20 protein-coding genes are annotated in these 19,336 nt (G+C 37.9%); 11 read left to right on the forward strand and 9 right to left on the reverse strand.

The annotated features are described in order from the left end of the window. Window positions 1-35 precede the first annotated feature (35 nt). From BM107_RS01760 to BM107_RS24845, 3 genes are all read left to right on the forward strand, one after another. Window positions 36-815 carry an SAM hydrolase/SAM-dependent halogenase family protein gene (locus BM107_RS01760; RefSeq protein ID WP_090979628.1) on the forward strand — a complete coding sequence of 260 codons (780 nt, stop codon included), beginning with the start codon at window positions 36-38 and terminating at the stop codon, window positions 813-815. Window positions 816-1,113: 298 nt separating this feature from the next. Continuing rightward, a complete protein-coding gene (locus tag BM107_RS01765) occupies window positions 1,114-1,641 on the forward strand; it encodes a hypothetical protein (RefSeq protein WP_090979629.1) in 528 nt (175 codons plus the stop codon). Beyond that, window positions 1,622-1,768, forward strand: coding sequence for a hypothetical protein (locus tag BM107_RS24845; RefSeq protein ID WP_166672295.1), 147 nt, complete (start codon window positions 1,622-1,624; stop codon window positions 1,766-1,768). Before BM107_RS01765 ends, BM107_RS24845 begins: the two co-directional genes overlap by 20 nt. Window positions 1,769-1,892: 124 nt before the next feature. Here the strand turns inward: BM107_RS24845 and BM107_RS01770 are convergent, their stop codons facing one another. The 8 genes from BM107_RS01770 to rpsO all read right to left on the reverse strand — a co-directional run bounded on the left by BM107_RS01770 (window position 1,893) and on the right by rpsO (window position 10,849). Further along, entirely contained in the window at window positions 1,893-2,843 is a 951-nt protein-coding gene (locus tag BM107_RS01770; RefSeq protein ID WP_186462395.1) for a D-2-hydroxyacid dehydrogenase, read from the reverse strand. A gap of 77 nt (window positions 2,844-2,920) precedes the next feature. Continuing rightward, window positions 2,921-3,994, reverse strand: coding sequence for a 3-phosphoserine/phosphohydroxythreonine transaminase (serC, locus tag BM107_RS01775; RefSeq protein WP_090979631.1), 1,074 nt, complete (start codon window positions 3,992-3,994; stop codon window positions 2,921-2,923). Between the two features lie 225 nt (window positions 3,995-4,219). Beyond that, on the reverse strand, window positions 4,220-6,640 hold the full coding sequence (locus BM107_RS01785) for a TonB-dependent receptor (RefSeq protein ID WP_090979635.1): 2,421 nt from the start codon (window positions 6,638-6,640) through the stop codon (window positions 4,220-4,222). A gap of 163 nt (window positions 6,641-6,803) precedes the next feature. Beyond that, window positions 6,804-7,475, reverse strand: coding sequence for a ribulose-phosphate 3-epimerase (gene rpe, locus BM107_RS01790; RefSeq protein ID WP_090979637.1), 672 nt, complete (start codon window positions 7,473-7,475; stop codon window positions 6,804-6,806). Then, entirely contained in the window at window positions 7,476-7,673 is a 198-nt protein-coding gene (locus BM107_RS24895) for a hypothetical protein (RefSeq protein WP_208864311.1), read from the reverse strand. 280 nt (window positions 7,674-7,953) lie between these two features. Next, entirely contained in the window at window positions 7,954-8,133 is a 180-nt protein-coding gene (locus BM107_RS01800) for a hypothetical protein (protein ID WP_090979639.1), read from the reverse strand. 120 nt (window positions 8,134-8,253) lie between these two features. Continuing rightward, the gene (gene pnp, locus BM107_RS01805) at window positions 8,254-10,389 is read right to left on the reverse strand and encodes a polyribonucleotide nucleotidyltransferase (protein WP_090979641.1); all 2,136 of its coding nucleotides are present in this window, start codon (window positions 10,387-10,389) and stop codon (window positions 8,254-8,256) included. Window positions 10,390-10,564: 175 nt separating this feature from the next. Then, on the reverse strand, window positions 10,565-10,849 hold the full coding sequence (gene rpsO, locus BM107_RS01810; protein ID WP_090979643.1) for a 30S ribosomal protein S15: 285 nt from the start codon (window positions 10,847-10,849) through the stop codon (window positions 10,565-10,567). 149 nt (window positions 10,850-10,998) lie between these two features. On the opposite strand from rpsO, the gene BM107_RS01815 reads away from it, so the two are divergent. The 7 genes from BM107_RS01815 (at window position 10,999) to BM107_RS01850 (ending at window position 18,025) form a co-directional block, all read left to right on the forward strand. Then, a complete protein-coding gene (locus tag BM107_RS01815) occupies window positions 10,999-11,553 on the forward strand; it encodes a hypothetical protein (RefSeq protein ID WP_090979645.1) in 555 nt (184 codons plus the stop codon). Window positions 11,554-11,839: 286 nt separating this feature from the next. Then, window positions 11,840-12,259 (forward strand): acyl-CoA thioesterase, encoded by a 420-nt coding sequence (locus tag BM107_RS01820; RefSeq protein WP_090979647.1) that lies wholly within the window; start codon window positions 11,840-11,842, stop codon window positions 12,257-12,259. Between the two features lie 298 nt (window positions 12,260-12,557). After that, the gene (locus BM107_RS01825; RefSeq protein WP_090979649.1) at window positions 12,558-13,982 is read left to right on the forward strand and encodes an MATE family efflux transporter; all 1,425 of its coding nucleotides are present in this window, start codon (window positions 12,558-12,560) and stop codon (window positions 13,980-13,982) included. 304 nt (window positions 13,983-14,286) lie between these two features. Next, window positions 14,287-16,074 (forward strand): translation elongation factor 4, encoded by a 1,788-nt coding sequence (gene lepA / locus BM107_RS01835; protein WP_090979653.1) that lies wholly within the window; start codon window positions 14,287-14,289, stop codon window positions 16,072-16,074. 83 nt (window positions 16,075-16,157) lie between these two features. Continuing rightward, window positions 16,158-17,039, forward strand: a complete 882-nt coding sequence (locus tag BM107_RS01840) for a bifunctional 5,10-methylenetetrahydrofolate dehydrogenase/5,10-methenyltetrahydrofolate cyclohydrolase (RefSeq protein WP_090979656.1) — start codon at window positions 16,158-16,160, stop codon at window positions 17,037-17,039. Between the two features lie 302 nt (window positions 17,040-17,341). After that, window positions 17,342-17,602 (forward strand): DUF6364 family protein, encoded by a 261-nt coding sequence (locus BM107_RS01845; RefSeq protein ID WP_090979658.1) that lies wholly within the window; start codon window positions 17,342-17,344, stop codon window positions 17,600-17,602. Window positions 17,603-17,605: 3 nt separating this feature from the next. After that, window positions 17,606-18,025 carry a PIN domain-containing protein gene (locus BM107_RS01850; protein WP_090979660.1) on the forward strand — a complete coding sequence of 140 codons (420 nt, stop codon included), beginning with the start codon at window positions 17,606-17,608 and terminating at the stop codon, window positions 18,023-18,025. A 216-nt stretch (window positions 18,026-18,241) separates the two neighbouring features. Here the strand turns inward: BM107_RS01850 and BM107_RS01855 are convergent, their stop codons facing one another. After that, entirely contained in the window at window positions 18,242-18,577 is a 336-nt protein-coding gene (locus BM107_RS01855; protein WP_090979662.1) for a Rieske (2Fe-2S) protein, read from the reverse strand. Window positions 18,578-18,683: 106 nt separating this feature from the next. Between BM107_RS01855 and BM107_RS01860 the strand changes: the two genes are divergently transcribed. Beyond that, window positions 18,684-19,307 carry a 7-carboxy-7-deazaguanine synthase QueE gene (locus tag BM107_RS01860; protein ID WP_090979664.1) on the forward strand — a complete coding sequence of 208 codons (624 nt, stop codon included), beginning with the start codon at window positions 18,684-18,686 and terminating at the stop codon, window positions 19,305-19,307. The last annotated feature ends 29 nt before the right edge of the window (window positions 19,308-19,336 follow it).

Consider the following 19,336-nt stretch of genomic DNA (forward strand, 5'->3'; position numbering starts at 1 on the left):
TGTACACAAGAATAAGCAATAATAATGAATTTTTAATGGGGATAATTACTTTAACAACAGATTTAGGTTCAAAAGACTTTTACCAGAGCGCCCTTAAAGGTAGTCTGTTGAGTCTGATGCCTAATGTTAATTTAGTTGATATTACCCACGAAGTACCCTCATTCAATATATCATACGCGGCCTTCGTTTTAAAAAATGCTTATCCCTACTTCCCAAAGAATACCGTACACCTGATCGGTATAGACTCAGTATATAGCGAAAACACCAAGTACATTGCCGTAAAACACCGTGATCACTTTTTTGTAGGTGCTGATAATGGAATCTTCTCACTTCTTTTTGATGAGGCTCCGGAGGATGTGGTGGAGCTGAACATCATGCAGGATTTGAAATACCTGCACTTCCCCCTGGTGGATATTTTTGTTAAGGCAGCAACGCATCTGGCCAAAGGTGGTAAACTGAAAGACATTGGTTTACCTGTAGCTGAGATTGAGCAAAAGATGCTTTTACATCCTGTTATTGAACAGAATATGATTCGTGGGAGTGTAGTTTATATTGATACTTTTTGCAATGTGATTACCAACATCACCAAAGATCTTTTTACCAAAATACAGAAAAACAGGGACTTCACTTTATACTTTAGAAAAAGTGAAACGATCACGCAGTTAAGCTGGCATTATAACGAAGTGCAGGAAGGCGAAAAACTTTGCCTGTTCGGTATTAGTAACCATTTGGAGATCGCCATCAATAAGGGCAAAGCAAGTGGCTTGTTAGGCTTACATTTAGGCGATATTGTGAGGGTTGAGTTTCATTCTTAGCAAGCCGAAAGACTAAAGCGAAAAGATTAAAGAAACAACTCAGATCAATAGACCTAAAATTATAGTCATTTCAAGCTAAGCAAAGCGAGTGACGAGAGCCAAGTAAGTGCTCAGCGAAGCTTAATTTACTACAGGAATTATTTCTAAAAAGATTTCAACCCGCTTTTACGGGCAGGCATTCGTTTCATTCCAATCGAGATGACAAATATTTTTGGCGCTTTGTATTACCAATGAGCAAATGGCTGGTGAACCATTGTACTAATCAAAACAACTTCTATCCTTTTCGCGTTTATAGCAAATGAAGAAATATGTTTACCTGCTCTCGGTTATCTTGTTTAGTCTGGAAGCTTTTGCCCAACAGGATTCTGCAGCTTATGCAGCGCAACGGGTTAAAGTAAATGCTTTGCTTCAAGAGCGAAGTACAAAATTTGGTCAATATGATGAAAGTTTAACACAACGATCAGGAATTTTTGGCTGGCAAACGAAGAAAGATATTAAAAATTCAAATGAAATTCTTCGACAAGTGGTATTGACCGATAATAATATTTTTAAGGAGTTAAAAATATTAATGGATTATAAAGACCTGCAGAATCAGCAAAAAGTGGCCGTCGCAGATCATTCTCAAGAGCGGATCGAGGCTTACCTGCATACCATTAAAAAATTGCAGGATCAGAATGCACAGCTTAAAGAAGATTTAGCGAAAAATAGTAAAGGTAGTCTATCAACCTACATCATTGCATTCCTGATTTTGGTAACGGCAGGCGGCTTTTATTTCTTCAACAAGAAACTACAGCGATATAAAAGGTATGAAAAAAGCACTGTTTAAAGCCCTTGTCAAAATCAACAATGCCATTTTGCCAGGTTTTTATAAAAAAGATCCAAATAAGTTAAGCAAATGGCAAAAGGCTATTCTCGGTTATCGTTATTGGGTGTTAACAAAAGCGTTAGATTAAAAAAGACCAATCCGAGATTGGTCTTTTTATAAGTTCGTCATGCTGATAAAGATAGCTACCGGATTCATTTCAGCATCTGTTCTGAAAAGCCCCTAAACCAAGTTCAGGGTGACGGCAAAAAGCTTTATTTCTTAAAATGTTCAATAATCAAAGTAGCCAGTTCTGTACCAATACGTTCCTGGGCTTCGTTTGTAGAGGCACCGATGTGCGGTGTTAACGAAATTTTTGGATGGGTTAGAATTTCAGCTAACGGCGTAGGTTCGTTATCAAAAACGTCTAAACCAGCAAAAGAAACCTGACCAGCATTAAGCGCTTCAATTAAAGCCGGCTCATCAATTGTTCCACCTCGGGAACAGTTTACAATACCAACGCCTTTTTTCATTTTAGCAAATTCTTCAGCACCTAAAATAGGCTTGTCAGCAAATGGCGTGTGCAAACTCAGGAAATCACTTCCGGTGATTACTTCCTCTAAAGAAACCGTCTTAATCGGGATACTTACTGACTTTCCACCTTGAAATTCTAATGTGATTTCTGATTCTGAAGGATATAAATCATAAGCCAGAACATTCATCCCCAGGCCTAAAGCTACTTTTGCAGTGGCACGGCCAATACGGCCAAAACCGATAATACCTATGGTTTTACCGCTTAACTCCGTTCCTTTAGCGTAAGCTTTTTTAAGGTTGTTAAACTGTGTTGCGCCTTCAACAGGCATTTTACGGTTGGCATCCTGTAAAAATCTGATACCGGTAAATAAGTGTGAGAATACTAATTCAGCAACTGACAAAGAAGAAGCAGCTGGCGTATTTACTACTGCAACACCTTTACTGCGTGCATATTCTACATCAATATTATCCATACCAACGCCACCTCTGCCAATTAATTTAATATTGGGTACGGCATCAATCAGTTCTTTTCTAACTTTTGTCGCACTGCGCACCGTAATGGCATCATAGTTTTTTAAAGCTTCAGCTAATTGATCTTGCGCAATGGTTTCCGTATCAACCTGAAAACCTGCCTTTTCTAATAATTCTTTTCCGATCGGATCAATTCCGTCGTTTGCTAATATTTTAATCATTTTATATATGATGGCACAGATTAAAACGATTACACCGATTGAATAATCATGGTAATCTTCTGCAGTTAAAATTTAAATTAATTTGCTTTTGCTTGTTTTTCTTCAAATGATTGCATGGCATCAATTAAAGCGTGTACACTTGTAATTGGTAAGGCGTTATACATTGATGCACGGAAACCACCCACACTTCTGTGGCCTTTGATACCCACAATTCCTTGCTCCTCTGCATACTTTAAAAATGGTTTCTCCAGCTCCGGATTTTCCATCACGAAACAAATATTCATTCTAGAGCGGTCTTCAACAGCACAAGTTCCTTTAAATAAGGAATTGCGGTCGATCTCCCTGTAAAGTGCTTCTGCTTTTTGTTTATTTTCTTTCTCAATTTCAGCTACACCACCTTTGGATTTTAACCAGCGTAAGTTTAATAAAGCCACGTAAATAGAAAAAACCGGAGGCGTATTGTACATCGAATCATTATCAATATGTGATTGATAATTCAACATCGAAGGAATTTTACGATCGATTTTACCTAAAACCTCATTTTTTACTATAGCAATGGTTAAGCCTGCCGGACCTACATTTTTTTGAGCACCTGCATAAATTAAATCAAATTTAGAAACATCGATTACGCGGCTCATGATATCAGAAGACATATCGCAAACCACAGGAATGTCTGTTTTAGGTACTTCAAAAAGTTCAGTTCCGTAAATGGTATTGTTTGAGGTATAGTGGAAGTAAGCACTATCAGCAGGGATTTCAAAATCCTTTGGAATAAAGGTATAATTTGCATCCTTAGATGATGCCACTACATTTACATTACCGATAAATTTAGCTTCTTTCAATGCTTTTGTTGCCCAAACACCAGTATCTAAATAACTTGCTGTTTGTCCATCGCCCAATAAGTTCATCGGTACCATGGCAAACTGTAAACTTGCACCACCCTGTAAAAATAAAACGGAATAACCCGATGGCACATTTAATAATTCTTTTACCAACTTATCAGCTTCTGCAACAACTGCCTCAAATTCGGTTGTTCTGTGCGAAATCTCTAAAATCGATAATCCATCGTTAAAATCTAAAACAGCCTGAGCGGCTTGTTTAAACACTTCTTGAGGTAAAATACAAGGGCCTGCGCCAAAATTATGCTTCATCTTATTATATAATGTTTTATGGGCGTAAATGTAAAATTTTTAAAGCAGTTATGCTTATAAAATCGTTACCTAAAAAATTAAATTTTGTTAAAAAAAGCCTTCAAAACGATAGGTTTATTGCAGTTTTTACAATTAAACCGATTTATCTAAATTTTGCATATTTAGAGACGTTTGACAGGAAAAATGTATCTCCGGCTTATAGAATTGAACTTGTAATTTCCCTGGCTAATTTTTTAATTTTACAATCAGCTTCAGGTTAAACTGCCTGCCTGTTAAATAATTTGGAATTGCGTATTGAACATTATCTACATCTTTTAACCAAAGATACGATACTGTATTGTTAATATTCAGCATGTTAAAAACCTCGAAAAACAGAATTACGGCATTAAAATTTCTATCCAGAAATTTGGGTTTATGCAAGGCTGCATCATCTAAAAAGTCTTTAGAAAAACCGATGTCTACCCGCTTGTAAGCAGGAACATAAAATTTATCCAAATACCTTGGTGTTTGCGACGGGCCTATTGGTAAACGTGAACCATAAACTGCATTGAGGTGAACTTTATAGGTCGGACTGTTCAAGAGCCTATCCTGAAAAAATATGGAGAAATTGAGGCGTTGATCTGTTGGCCGTTTTAGATAACCTGGATAAATCTTACTTCCATTCTGAATATAACTATCGCCGATAATATCTTCGTTGGCATGCATTACGGACATTCTGAAATAAGAAACCAGGTCTTTAACGAATTCGCCTCCAACGCTAAAATCAGCACCGTAAGCATAACCATGCGAAACTTCATTTGCCAGGTATTTAATCCTTAAGTTATCTATTTTATATGGGATTAGCCGGTCAGAATATTTAAAATAAAACTCTGAAGTAAATTTCAATCGGGTTCCAAAACCGTCAAAAGCATAATCATAACCTATTGATGTATTATAAGAACGCTGCGCCTTTTGATTTATATTTAATATACCCGAAAAATCGCGGATGGTCCGGTACGATGGGGGCTGATGATAAATACCTGCAGTAAATCGTAATATTTTGTTGTTGGAATTTGGACGGTATGCAATTAACATTCTCGGACTGATCAGCAATTGTTTGCTTAAAGAGTTATAAGTAGCCCTGGCGCCCAATTGTAATTCCGCTAAACTGGAAAGGGAATAACTGTCCTGAATGTAAGTGCTGTAATTTTTTATATCAATATTGTTTCTAACGTTAATGACATTCTGTAAAGTAATATCTTTCGAATGATTAGGCAAAATATATCCTGCAGAATCCGTATAGTTATACTCATTTAACTGATCGCCGTACCTAGACTGGTCAAATTTCAGCCCCCATGAAAAAACATGATTGTTAAAATTCTGGTCAACTTTTATTTCTGAAGCAAAAACCTGAGTATTTAAACTGTTTCGGCCATAATTGTAGTAAGTGCCTATACCTCTGCTTTTGCTGACCTGTCCAAAGTTTTCACCATTAAAATTCTTATCTACCTCAGCAAAAACATAGCTTCCATTAATATCGAAACGCTCGCGTTCAATGGTATTAAAATAACTGTTTATAAATTTAACCACTAAATTGGGTTTGGGCGAATAAGCAGCTGTAATGGCATTTCCAAAAGTTTGGTAGTCATCTATTTCCTGCCCGGTATAATCAACATCCAATTTCAGCGTTGTACTTAGCGTACCAAACTGTGTTTCGCGATTGGTAGGCAATAACTTAAACTGACCAATATTGAAATTGCTTAAAAAGCTGATGCTGAATTCATGGGAAAAATCGTATTGATAAAGCACCTGTGCATCGGCATAATTAGGATTATAGCTTCCCTTTTCATCCTGCCTAATTAAAACACTAGTGTTATTCTTGTACCGCAAACCCGCCAATAGAAAACTGCGTTTAAATACCCGCTTAGTACTTAATGACGTATTTAATAAACTTGTACTCAATATGGTTTGATTGCTATCTGGCTTCTCATACCTGATATCCAGAACAGAGGAAAGTTTGTCTCCATATTTTGCTTCGAAACCACCTGCTGAAAATCTCGCTTTACTCACCAGATCAGCATTGATAAAGCTTAAACCTTCCTGCTGCCCGTTACGGATCAATACAGGTCGGTTAATTTCCACATCATTAATGTAAATCAAATTTTCATCAAAATTACCTCCGCGAACACTGTACTGAGCACTTAATTCATTATTTGTAGATACACCGGGCAGGGTTTTAAGCATGGTTTCAAAATTTCCGGAAACCAATGGAATGGAAGAGACATCGCCTATATTGATTGTAGTGGTATTGCTTAACTGGTTCTGCTTATTGGCAATATTAACCTGCTCCAATTCATTAATATTGGCAATTAAGTTAACCTGTCTGGTAATTCGCGCACCGGAGCGTTCACTAAATTCAATTATTTGAGGCTGGTAGCCCAAGAGCGAATATTTGATACTAAATGTTTTCGATTTTGAATAAATCGTATAAACGCCAAATTCATCTGTAACGGTAGATTGTGCTTGCCCCACCACCGTTACAGTAACTTGTGCCAGGGGCAACTTTTCGTCACTATAAACTATTCCTGATACCCTAACCAAAGGTTGGGCTACAACAAAACTGCAACCGGTAACTAAAAGGAATAGAATAAGCCGAAATTTGAGCATTTTTAGTATCAAGCGGTAAGCGTATCAAGATAGAAGTATGACGTATCAGGATAAAAGTATCAAGACAAAAGTATCAAGTATCGAGATAAAAGTATTAAGTGTCGAGATAAGGGTATTAAGTATCAAGATAACTAAACCTCTTATCATTTGAACAATTTAGCAATTAAATGTTTATGCTAGTAATTAACTGTTGTTTCATTTTAGCAATCGTTTCTGTCGGATCATCTGTTGCAAAAATTGCATTTCCAGCTACAAAAGCATTGGCACCTGCCGATACCAGTGCAGCAATATTCTGTAAACCCACGCCACCATCAACCTCTATAATCAAGTTTTCATTTACACCCTGGATTAAAGTTTTTAAGTCCTTTATCTTTTTATAGGTGTTGTGAATGAAGGCCTGTCCGCCAAATCCCGGATTAACCGACATAATTAACACCAGATCAAGATCTTCAATTACATCCTGAAGTAGTGTAACCGGTGTGTGCGGATTTAAAGCTACACCTGCTTTACAACCTGAAGACCTAATTAACTGTATGGTTCTATGTAAATGCGTGCAGGCCTCATAATGCACCGTAATTCTATCTGCACCTGCCTTGGCAAATTCCTCAATGTATTTATCCGGCTCTACAATCATTAAATGTACATCCAATGGTTTAATGGCATGTTTTTTTACAGCCGCCATTACCGGAAAACCGAAAGAGATATTCGGAACGAAAACACCGTCCATTACATCAACATGAAACCAATCGGCATCACTTTGATTAATCATTTCAATGTCGCGCTGCAAATTGCCAAAATCGGCAGAAAGTATGGATGGGGCTATGATGTATTTCATTTAATCGTTTCTTAATTTTTTAATATTTTCTAATTCAATTATATCAATATGGTCTTTCGGGCGATTTGCAGCTTTCTTCGAGTCAATTAATTGATTAATATGCAGAAAAGGAATTTCCATTTCATAAATTGTTGCTATAGATGCATATTCTAAACACTTATCAAAACCAAATTCCTCCGAACCTTTAACAGTAGTCATGATATCCATCCGTAAACTATTATCCAAATAAAAATCCGTTCAACCTGGAATAAAAACTAAAATTTCTAAATTTTTGAAATCTCCCAAACCATACTCTTTAAATGCAGCTCGTAAATTCTGTCTGTTCTAAAGATTATCTTTAATCCAAATATCTATACGTCTGTTGTTCTATGGAAGCCATGCAAATTTGTTGCAACACCACCAATCATAATAAAACGAACATTATTATTCAGCAATGAACGCCACAATTTTAAAATCTCATCATCAAAACATCCATTTATTATTCGATTTTTTTATGAGTAATTTTTGCAGATTTTAATATCATATTTAGCTTCATCAATCTTGCCATGGTGTGAAAACGCTCTGTATAAGTACTTGATAAGCCTTTTTTCAGTAAATCTTCTTCAGCCTTTTTATAATCAGCAATAGGCTCTTCAACGATGTGAATATCTTTTTTCATCTGTAATGCAAGTTACAAAATCATTGTTAAACAAAATAGACATCAACAAAAAACCCTTTCAGTAACCTGAAAGGGCTTGTATTTGAGATGCTGAAACAAGTTCAGCAAGCCGATTACCAATTAAACTTTTGGCGCAGCTGGTTTTTCTGGTCTTGGCAATAAAACTTTACGTGAAAGTTTCATTTTACCCTGTTTATCGATGTCTAACAATTTAACTTCGATTTTATCACCTTCTTTTAATACACCGTCCATAGTTTCTAACCGCTCCCATGAAATTTCGGAGATGTGTAATAAACCATCTTTACCTGGCATTACTTCAACAAATGCACCAAACGGCATAATTGATTTTACTTTACCCTGGTAAATTTCACCTATTTCCGGTTTGGCAACAATATTACGGATACGGGTAACTGCTGCATCAATTGCCGCTTTGTTATCGGCAAATACTTCAACGATACCTTTACCGTCAACTTCTTCAATTGAGATGGTAGCTCCTGTTTCGCGTTGCATTTCCTGGATAATTTTACCTCCAGGGCCAATAATAGCACCAATGAATTCCTTATCAATAGTTAAAGAAACAATACGAGGTGCATGCGGTTTGTAATCCTCATTAGGCTGACTGATGGTTTTCTTCATCTCGTTTAAGATGTGTAGACGGCCTTCTTTAGCCTGTAATAACGCTTTGGTTAATACTTCGTAAGATAAACCATTGATTTTTAAATCCATCTGGCAGGCAACAATACCATTTTCGGTACCGGTTACTTTAAAATCCATATCACCTAAGTGATCTTCATCACCTAAAATATCAGAAAGGATAGCATATTTACCCGTTTTTTCATCGGTAATCAAACCCATCGCGATACCAGAAACCGGTGCTTTAATTTTAATACCTGCATCCATCAGTGCCAATGTACCTGCACAAACAGTTGCCATTGATGATGAACCATTAGATTCTAAAATATCAGATACGACACGGATGGTGTAAGGATTTGCCTCGCCTTGAGGTAATACCTTTTTCAACGAACGCTGAGCCAGGTTACCGTGACCAATCTCGCGACGGCCAGCGCCTCTGTTTGGTCTAACTTCGCCAGTAGAAAAACCCGGGAAATTATAATGTAACAAGAACTTCTGGTAACCATTAAAGAAAGCACCATCAATCATTTGCTCATCATCTTTACCACCCAAAGTAACCGAAGTTAACGATTGGGTTTCTCCCCGCGTAAATACAGCTGAACCGTGTGCAGCAGGCAAATAACCCACTTCACTCCAAATCGGACGGATTTCAGTGGTCTTACGGCCATCTAAACGGATGCCTTCATCCAACAACAGGTTTCTGATCGCATCATACTGAACATCATGGTAATAATGTTTAGCCAATGCTTTGGTCAAATCGGCAGTATCTTCAGGCATGGCCTCAAAGAATTCGTTGATGATCGCTGTGAAACCTTCTTTACGCACATCCTTATTACCGCCAGCTTTAGCCACGGCATAAACTTTATCATAAGTATCAGCGTAAACCTTTGCTTTTAAATCGGCATCATGTTCTTCATGATTGTATTCACGTTTAACGGTTTTACCGGTTGCTTCGGTTAATTCAACCTGAATAGCGCATTGAACTTTAATCGCATCGTGTGCAAATTTTAAAGCTTCCACCATTTCATCCTCCTGAATTTCGTCGCATTCGCCTTCCACCATACAGATGTCGTTGGCAGAACCTGCAACCATAAATTCAAGTGTTGCACGCTCTAAATCGCTGGCAAATGGATTGATTACCAGTTTACCATCAATTTTAGCCACACGTACTTCAGAAATTGGCCCGTTGAAAGGAATATCAGAAACGGATAATGCAGCCGATGCGGCTAAACCCGCCAAACAATCTGGCATGATATTTTTATCAGCAGAGATTAAAGAAATCATTACCTGTGTATCGGCATGATAATCTGAAGGGAACTGTGGACGTAAAGCCCTGTCTACCAAACGGGAAATTAACACCTCATAATCAGATAATCTTGCCTCACGACGTAAAAAGCCACCTGGAATACGGCCGGTTGCCGCATATTTTTCCTGATAATCAACCGATAATGGTAAAAAATCAGTACCTGGTTTAGCACCAACAGTAGATACAACTGTTGCCAGTAACATGGTATCGCCCATTTTTACTACAACCGAACCATCTGCCTGTTTAGCCAGTTTACCTGTTTCAATTTCTACAATTCTACCATCGCCCAAATCGAACGATTTTTTTATTACATTCATTTAATTAGAATTATGGTGCGTTTTCCTCTTTCTACACACCGTTGTTTATATATGTTTTTGTTTTTGCAAACGAAGATAGGATTAAAAAGGCCTATCATAACAAATCCTGTTAAAAAAATTAACAGGAAATTAAAAAGCCACTCCCTTAAGAATGGCTTTCGTTGATAAAATTCGCTTATTTTTGTTTAATGATATCACGAAGCGATAAAGCTTTGATGATAGCACGATAGCGCTCAATATCTTTTTTGTACAGGTAAGCCAAAATACCGCGGCGTTTACCTACCAATTTTTGAAGTGACAACTGTGTAGAGAAATCTTTGCGATTTTTCTTTAAGTGTTCTGTTAGGTGCGCAATACGGTATGTAAATAACGCTACCTGACCTTCTGCAGAACCAGTATTGGTTTCTACTTCGCCGTGTTGTTTAAAGATTTCGGCTTTCTTTTCTGAACTTAAATACATTCTTGAATAATATTAAAGCAATAAATTAATTAATTGTGGCGCAAAGATAATGCTATTTTTAATGATAAGCAAGCGTGTTATGCCAGAAATATTTATCTTTCTAAAATCCTTTTTTTTATTTTAGATCGAATTTTAAAAACAGCTTAGCGATGCATAAACCTAAAACCCAAAATAATAATAAAATTTCACTTGATACAATTGTTGGTTTGTGCGCTATCGTAACCAGTATTTGTGCCATTATTATCACTTTATACCAAACAAGACTGCAAAAGGTGCAACAATATGCATCGGTAAAGCCTCTGCTCATGAATTATTCGCAGAGTTTTTCAGGTGGTGATGGTAAAAATGGCAAATCCTATCATTATGAATTTATAATCGTAAACCAAGGCTTGGGTCCGGCAATAGTTTCAAACTATTCTTACTCTTACAACTCCAAACGTTTTGAAAACATAGCAGAAATCCTACACCAAATTAAAAAAGAAAACCGATTGGATTCTACAAAGTCGGTGGCATTGGCAAATATCTGGAAGAATGAAATTTTACCTGTTGGTGAGAAGTTAAGCTTAATCAATATAGACGATGACCGTTTAGCTCCACTGGTAGAAAAGGCCGATATTAAAATTATGATTGAGTATAAATCGCTCTACGGTCAAGAATGGAGGTTTATCAGTAACGATAAATCCGAACCTCAGGAAATTGACTAGCATCTTTTTTGGCAATATCCAATTTTATCAACTGTTCTGCTTCCACGTTCCAACTCTAAAACATCATTCATGGCAACTGAAATGTGATTGAGTTTCAGAACGCAAAAAAAAACGCTGTTCAGGAGTATTGGCTCAAATAAATAGCCTTACGCTCCTCTATGATGGTTCGCGTGGAATATTAATATCATAAACTTAAGCTTTTCCCATTCTTCTGAAATATACAAAAAGCAAGTAATACTTGACATTGCAAATATTAAATCCCTTAATTTGCACAAAACTTCAACCTTTGGAAAAGAATCAATACAGTATATTTGAAAGCGAATTACGTGTCCGTCCGGATGATATAGACATGTTTAACCATGTACATAACAGCAAATACCTGGATTATGTACTGGCTGCCCGTTATGAGCAGATGGAAAAGTTTTACGGCATGCCCTGGGAGCATTTTACCCAGCAAGGTTTGGGCTGGGTGGTCAGCCATGTGGATATCAATTTCAAGCGCCCCTTATTAATGAACGATTTAATGTTGATCCGGACAGGCATTTTAATGATGCACGATAAAGGCTGCTCGGTTCAATTCGAAATCATCAACAAAAAAACTGGCAAGGTAGCTTCGGATGGGATTTTTGATTATGTACTTATCGATTTAAATACAGGCAGAGGAACCAAAGTTAGCGAAGAAATGATTGTAGCATATAGCATATAACTTTATTAAGCCGTCCCTTCAAGCTAAGCCGGAAAATCTTTATTCGGGACTGCGCTTCAGTCGAAAGGATAAAATTCGCGAGTTCTGTGTTTCTAGTGCAAGAATCTGAAAATCAATGCTCAAAATTTGATAATAAAAATTTTTACTTATCTTTGCCACATCAAAACGACCAGAACCATGATAGTATCTGCAATCCGTTTGAGGTTCTAAGCAACCGAGGATTCCCTCCCATTTTAATTTAGATATGTACGCTTAATGGCGTATCATTGGTTTATACACTATTCATTATTATAATTATATGTCACAGTCTACAAAGACACAGGGCAAACTATCGGCTTTTTTCGATATTCTCGTTCAGTCTTTAAAAGGTCATGAGGTTGACTTAACTTCAATCAGTATTAAACGCGCCATTATTTTACTGGCCATTCCAATGATGTTGGAAATGGCTATGGAATCGGTTTTTGCTTTGGTTGATCTTTATTTTGTTGGCCACCTGGAAAACAGTAGTCATGCTATCCAAACAGTGGGATTAACAGAATCGGTTTTAACCATTATCTATTCATTAGCCATTGGTTTAAGTATGGCTGCAACTGCGGTAGTTGCACGGAGAATCGGCGAGAAGAATCCGGAAGCGGCATCGAAAGCTGGTATTCAGACCATTTTAATAGCCATTTTTGTCAACATTATCATCAGTATCCTTGGTTTAATTTACGCCAAAGATATCCTGTTGCTTATGGGAGCTTCAACAGAAACAGCCGGGCAAGGTGTTGCATTCGTTCGTATTATGATGGGTGGAAGCATTATTATCGTCCTGCTATTCTTAATTAACGGGATTTTCCGTGGCGCAGGTAATGCGGCTATTGCTATGCGCAGTTTATGGATCGCCAACATTGCTAACATTGCCCTCTGCCCTGTTTTGATCAATGGTTTAGGCCCGATACCTGCATTGGGTTTAACAGGCGCAGCCATTGCCACTACCATTGGCCGTGGTTTAGGTGTTACCTATCAGGTATATCATCTGTTTAATGGTAAAAATGCTTTAAAAATCCGCCTTAGCCACTTTATTCCTGATTTGGAACAGGTTAAAGCCATTATAAAAATTGCTGCTCCAGCTATTTTTCAATTCGTTATTGCCAGCTGCAGCTGGGTATTTCTGGCCGAACTGGTTGCTACCACAGGTGGAGATACCGGCTCGGCAGGTTATCAAACTGCACTGCGCCTGATGATGTTTTTTATGCTACCGGCATGGGGTTTAAGTAATGCCGCTGCCACTTTGGTTGGGCAGAATTTAGGTGCGGGCCACGTAGACCGCGCAGAAAAATCGGTATTTCAGACCTTAAAATACATCGTGATTTTTATGGGTGTGGTAACTGTATTGTTCTTAACCTGCGGACATTTGTTCGCAGCATTTTTTACTGCAGATGAAAATGTGATTGCCGTTGCAGGTGAGGCTTTGAAAATTTTAAGTATCGGCTTTGTGATTTATGGATCCGCAATGGTATTTAATAGCGCATTTAACGGTGCCGGAGATACCTGGACGCCTACCAAAATTAATGTATTCGCCTTTTGGCTCTTCCAGATTCCATTGGCATATTTTCTAGCAAAGTATTTAGAAATGGGTCCAACAGGCGTTTTCATTGCCATCCCTGCAGCCGAAGCAGGTATTGCGGTAGCTGCATTTATTTTGTTTAAAAAAGGAAAGTGGAAGAAAACGGTTGTGTAGACAGTGAAAGAGTATTCGGAGATCAGATTTTGTTTTCGCAGGGAAACCGACCTAAGAACCACTGCCTGCTGTTTAATAAACCTGACTACAGCGACATCCTTTTTGGCCAGGCAATTTTGATAACTTTGATCTCATTTTACCAAAAAGATACAGCGAAAGGCAGGACTGACTGATGCGAAAAGCAGCTGCCATTGTTTTTCGGATCAAACAAAAACATCTCCGCTTTAAACCGTATAAAAATTCAGGAATATCACTTTCAGTAACAACTTACAATTTCCATTAAAAAACATATCTTTGCGCAAAGATGAAGCATATACGTAATTTTTGCATTATTGCACATATTGACCATGGTAAAAGTACCCTGGCTGATAGGTTATTAGAATATACAGCGACGATTTCGCAGCGTGAAGCGCAGGCGCAATTGCTCGATAATATGGATTTGGAGCGCGAGCGGGGCATTACCATTAAAAGTCATGCCATACAAATGAACTATAAAGTTGGTGGTGAAGAATATGTTTTTAACTTAATTGACACTCCTGGACACGTAGATTTTTCGTACGAGGTTTCGCGATCAATTGCAGCCTGCGAGGGTGCTTTACTCATTGTAGATGCTTCGCAAGGTATTCAGGCACAAACCATTTCGAATTTATACCTGGCTTTAGAACACGACCTGGAGATTATCCCGATCCTGAATAAAATGGACCTGCCAGGCGCCATGCCGGAGGAAGTTAAAGACCAGATTATTGATTTAATCGGCTGTGACCGTGACGATATTATTCCCGCTTCAGGTAAAACAGGAATGGGCATACCCGATATTTTACAGGCGATTGTTGATCGGGTTCCGGCTCCGGTTGGCGACACCGAAGCGCCATTACAGGCATTGATTTTCGACTCAGTTTTTAATTCATTCAGGGGCATTATTGCTTATTTCAAAGTGGTAAATGGCGAAATTAAAAAGGGAGACAAAGTAAAATTCATCAATACCGGCAAGGAATACCTGGCTGACGAAGTTGGTATTTTAAAACTGGATATGGCTCCGCGCAACGTGGTTAAAACCGGTGATGTAGGCTATATTATTTCAGGAATTAAGGAAGCACGCGAGGTAAAGGTTGGTGATACCATCACAACCGTTGGCAGGCCGGCAGACAGTGCAATTCAAGGTTTTGAAGAGGTTAAGCCAATGGTATTTGCCGGTATTTACCCGGTTGATACAGAGGATTTCGAAGAATTACGCGAAGCCATGCACAAGTTGCAGTTAAATGATGCCTCTATCGTTTTTGAACCAGAAAGTTCTGCTGCTTTAGGCTTCGGTTTCCGTTGCGGTTTCCTGGGCATGTTGCACATGGAAATTATTCAGGAGCGTTTGGAACGCGAATTCGACATGACTGTAATTACGACGGTACCCAACGTATCGTATGTTGCACACACCACCAAAGGTGTCGAAATTACGGTAAACAATCCGTCTGATTTACCAGATCCAAGTAAACTGGATTCGGTTGAAGAGCCTTTTATCAAAGCCAATATTATTACCAAAGCAGAATTTGTTGGTCCGGTAATGTCACTTTGTATTCAAAAAAGGGGAATTATTGTCAATCAATCCTATCTGACCTCTGATCGGGTTGAACTGGTTTTTGAAATGCCAATGGGCGAAATTGTATTTGATTTTTATGATAAATTAAAAACCATTTCTAAAGGTTATGCCTCTTTCGATTACCATCAGGTTGGTTACCGTAAATCGGATTTGGTTCGTTTAGATATGCTTATTAATGAAGAACCTGTTGATGCCTTATCTTCATTGATTCACCGCAGTAACGCTTACGATTTCGGCAAGAAAATTTGCGAGAAGTTAAAAGAACTGATCCCGCGTCAGCAATTTGAAATAAAAATTCAGGCTTCGATCGGTGCTAAAGTTATTGCCCGCGAAACATTGAGTGCCCTACGTAAAGATGTAACCGCTAAATGTTATGGTGGTGATATTTCCCGTAAACGTAAGTTGTTGGAGAAACAGAAAAAAGGTAAAAAACGCATGCGCCAGGTGGGTAACGTAGAAATTCCACAATCTGCATTTATGGCGGTTTTGAAATTAGATTAATATAGATTTGAGATGTTAGATTTGAGATTTGAGACAAAACCGTTAATCTCAGATCTAACATCTCGTATCTCACATCTCATAATATGAAATTATTAGACGGTAAATACGTATCAGAAAAAGTTAAAGTTCAGATTGCTGAAGAGGCAGCTGAGTTTTTGAATAAAACCGGTCGCAAACCACACCTTGTAGCCATTTTGGTTGGTAACGATGGTGGCAGTGAAACTTATGTGGCCAGTAAGATGAAAAACTGCGAAAAAGTTGGTTTTAAGTCTTCACTACACCGTTATGATAACTCGGTTACCGAGGCCGAATTACTGGCGAAAATAGAGGAAATTAATCAGGATGCTGATGTAGATGGTTTAATTGTACAATTGCCGTTACCTAAACACATTGATCCCGAAAAAGTGACCGAAAAGATTGATTATCGCAAGGACGTAGATGGTTTCCATCCGGTAAACCTGGGAAGGATGATGCGTAACCTGCCTTGCTTTATTCCCGCAACTCCTTACGGCATCTTGCTAATGTTGCAGGAATACAATATCGATACGACAGGAAAACATTGTGTGGTAGTAGGCCGAAGTAATATTGTGGGTAGTCCGATGAGTATTTTAATGGCTCGTAATGCCAATCCGGGCAACTGTACGGTAACACTCACCCACTCACGCACAAAAGATTTAAAAGAACAGGTTTTGCAGGGAGATATTGTAATAGCAGCAATTGGTAAAAAGAACTTTGTTACCGCTGATATGGTTAAACCTGGTGCCATTATCATTGATGTAGGCATTAACCGTGAAAATTCTACCGAAACCAAATCGGGTTTTAAATTGTATGGAGATGTAGATTTTGAAAATGTTGCACCAATATCATCGTACATTACTCCGGTACCAGGTGGTGTGGGTTTAATGACGATAGTTGGTTTATTGAAGAATACACTGGCTTCTGCAAGGAAAGAAATATACGCTTAAAGGTAGAGGGTGGTACGGCGAAGGTAGAAAGGCGGAAGGTTAAAGGTAAACCCCACAACTGAAAATTATAGAAAGCAATTCCTTTTTGGATTGCTTTTTTATTTCAAGACATAAAGGGTAGAAGGTAGGAAGGCGGAAGGTTAAGTAAATACCACAACTGAAAAATATAGTCAAACGTAGGGCGCTTTAAGATTAGATCAGCAAATTGGTACTGTTATTCAATGCATTAGCTTGCTTTTATTAAGTATAAAATTTAAAATTTACACGTAAATATGTAATTTTGTTTTTATAACGATAAGATAATGGATGCGAAACTCACCTTAAGCTTTAATCAGGATGTTGTTGCCAAAGCGAAAAAGTATGCAGCAGACAATAACATTAGTTTATCACGTTTAGTAGAACACCTGTTAACTCAGGTTACCGCTAAAAAATATAAATCTTTAGAAGATTTCCCGGTTGCTGATTGGGTAAGCATGGTGGCTGAAGGTGAGGTAACATATAAAAAAACTTCAAAAAAAACGGCTAAGCAATCCAAAGAAGAATTTTTTAATGCTCAGAAATAATTAATGAGGGTATTTTTGGATGCAAATGTGTTGGTTTCTGTATTAAATAAGGAATATCCTGTTTTCACTTACTCTTCGAGGATTTTAAGCCTGGCAACACATCCAAAATTTGAAATTTATACTTCACCAATGTGTCTGGCAATAGCTTTTTATTTTGCTGAGAAAAAACATAAAACACAGTTGGCCAAACAAAAAATCGATTTGCTTTGCCAATATCTGAAGATCGCCGGCAATTCATCAGAAGGTGTATTGGATACATTATCGAATGAGAAAATACACGACTTAGAAGATGGTCTGGAATACTATGCTGCACAATCTGTTGATTGTAAATGCATCATTACACAAGATGTGGAAGATTTTTATTTCTCTGACATTGAGGTATTAAGCTGTCAGGAGTTTTTTAAAAGACATTTGCTTAGTTAATATAATCATAAGTATTTACCAGAATTGTCATCCTGAATGCAATGAAGGATCTTTATAGATGATAGATTTCTCTCCCGAACGTTCGGGACTGCGCTTCAGTCGAAAGGACGAGTTTTCTTTCTCCATAAAAGTACGAAGGCACAAAATTTATTTTTACATCTGCTAAGAAGACCTAATTTCCCTGTATACCGATGACAAATGAACTGATGAACCTAACTATCCCCATAATTTACTCCACCAGCTTTCCTCAAAGCCAATATACAGGCCATCTTCACGTAATGCTGTTGGATAGATATTGATATAATCGCCCTGCCCTTCTGCTCCCCTTCCTGTTTTCAAATTGTATTCGTAACGATGAATCGGGCAAACCAGGTTTCCGTTTTTACACCAGCCACCACTAAAGTGGCCACCCGCGTGCGGACAATGTGACTGCGTAGCGATAATTTTATCCTCATGATGAAGTACACAAATCTGTTTGCCATTAACGAAAATGGTTTTAATGTCACCAGGATTTGGAATTTGATTGTTGTTCAAGGCTTTAAACCACTTCATACAGCTAAATAAGGGAAACAAATATCAGTATTATTTCATCTTTCTGCTAAATTTAGAAATAGAAACTGCTTCCCCATATTTTTTTAGGATATTTGCATCCTCAAAAATGAAACAGGCAATACCAGAAGACGGCACATTACTTCCTTTGATGGAAGAATTTTACACCATACAGGGGGAAGGATTTAACACAGGTAAAGCAGCCTATTTTATCCGCTTGGGCGGTTGCGATGTGGGTTGCCACTGGTGTGATGTTAAAGAAAGCTGGGATGCCGAAATGCATCCGCTTACTGCTTCGGATGTTATTGTGGAAAATGCGAGTCAATTTCCTGGTAAGGCTGTTGTAATTACCGGTGGTGAACCTTTAATTTATAACCTTGATTACCTGACCAATAAACTTAAAGAAAGAGGAATACTCACGTTTATTGAAACATCAGGTGCCTACCCCCTTTCAGGCAACTGGGATTGGATCTGCCTATCACCTAAAAAGTTTAAAGCACCAAGGCCTGATATCACGCCTTTCGCTAACGAGTTAAAAGTAATTGTTTTTAATAAAAGTGATTTTAAGTGGGCTGAGGAATATGCGGCAATGGTATCTCCAAATTGTAAACTATATCTTCAACCTGAATGGTCCAAATCAAAAGAAATTACACCGTTGATTATTGAGTATGTAATGGCTAACCCTAAATGGGAGATTTCTTTACAAACACACAAATTTTTAAATATTCCTTAAATTAGTTTACATTAGCTTTGATACCAATG

It is taken from the genome of Pedobacter suwonensis (assembly GCF_900111825.1).
In the GTDB taxonomy this organism is placed as follows: Bacteria; Bacteroidota; Bacteroidia; order Sphingobacteriales; family Sphingobacteriaceae; genus Pedobacter; species Pedobacter suwonensis.

Bases quoted from the DNA above. Each gene is read 5' to 3' on its own strand.
- BM107_RS01760 (WP_090979628.1), top strand. From the start codon at position 36: ATGGGGATAATTACTTTAACAACAGATTTAGGTTCAAAAGACTTTTAC.
- BM107_RS01765 (WP_090979629.1), top strand. From the start codon at position 1,114: ATGAAGAAATATGTTTACCTGCTCTCGGTTATCTTGTTTAGTCTGGAA.
- BM107_RS24845 (WP_166672295.1), top strand. From the start codon at position 1,622: ATGAAAAAAGCACTGTTTAAAGCCCTTGTCAAAATCAACAATGCCATT.
- BM107_RS01770 (WP_186462395.1), bottom strand. From the start codon at position 2,843: ATGATTAAAATATTAGCAAACGACGGAATTGATCCGATCGGAAAAGAA.
- serC (WP_090979631.1), bottom strand. From the start codon at position 3,994: ATGAAGCATAATTTTGGCGCAGGCCCTTGTATTTTACCTCAAGAAGTG.
- BM107_RS01785 (WP_090979635.1), bottom strand. From the start codon at position 6,640: ATGCTCAAATTTCGGCTTATTCTATTCCTTTTAGTTACCGGTTGCAGT.
- rpe (WP_090979637.1), bottom strand. From the start codon at position 7,475: ATGAAATACATCATAGCCCCATCCATACTTTCTGCCGATTTTGGCAAT.
- BM107_RS24895 (WP_208864311.1), bottom strand. From the start codon at position 7,673: ATGACTACTGTTAAAGGTTCGGAGGAATTTGGTTTTGATAAGTGTTTA.
- BM107_RS01800 (WP_090979639.1), bottom strand. From the start codon at position 8,133: ATGAAAAAAGATATTCACATCGTTGAAGAGCCTATTGCTGATTATAAA.
- pnp (WP_090979641.1), bottom strand. From the start codon at position 10,389: ATGAATGTAATAAAAAAATCGTTCGATTTGGGCGATGGTAGAATTGTA.
- rpsO (WP_090979643.1), bottom strand. From the start codon at position 10,849: ATGTATTTAAGTTCAGAAAAGAAAGCCGAAATCTTTAAACAACACGGC.
- BM107_RS01815 (WP_090979645.1), top strand. From the start codon at position 10,999: ATGCATAAACCTAAAACCCAAAATAATAATAAAATTTCACTTGATACA.
- BM107_RS01825 (WP_090979649.1), top strand. From the start codon at position 12,558: ATGTCACAGTCTACAAAGACACAGGGCAAACTATCGGCTTTTTTCGAT.
- lepA (WP_090979653.1), top strand. From the start codon at position 14,287: ATGAAGCATATACGTAATTTTTGCATTATTGCACATATTGACCATGGT.
- BM107_RS01840 (WP_090979656.1), top strand. From the start codon at position 16,158: ATGAAATTATTAGACGGTAAATACGTATCAGAAAAAGTTAAAGTTCAG.
- BM107_RS01845 (WP_090979658.1), top strand. From the start codon at position 17,342: ATGGATGCGAAACTCACCTTAAGCTTTAATCAGGATGTTGTTGCCAAA.
- BM107_RS01850 (WP_090979660.1), top strand. From the start codon at position 17,606: ATGAGGGTATTTTTGGATGCAAATGTGTTGGTTTCTGTATTAAATAAG.
- BM107_RS01855 (WP_090979662.1), bottom strand. From the start codon at position 18,577: ATGAAGTGGTTTAAAGCCTTGAACAACAATCAAATTCCAAATCCTGGT.
- BM107_RS01860 (WP_090979664.1), top strand. From the start codon at position 18,684: ATGAAACAGGCAATACCAGAAGACGGCACATTACTTCCTTTGATGGAA.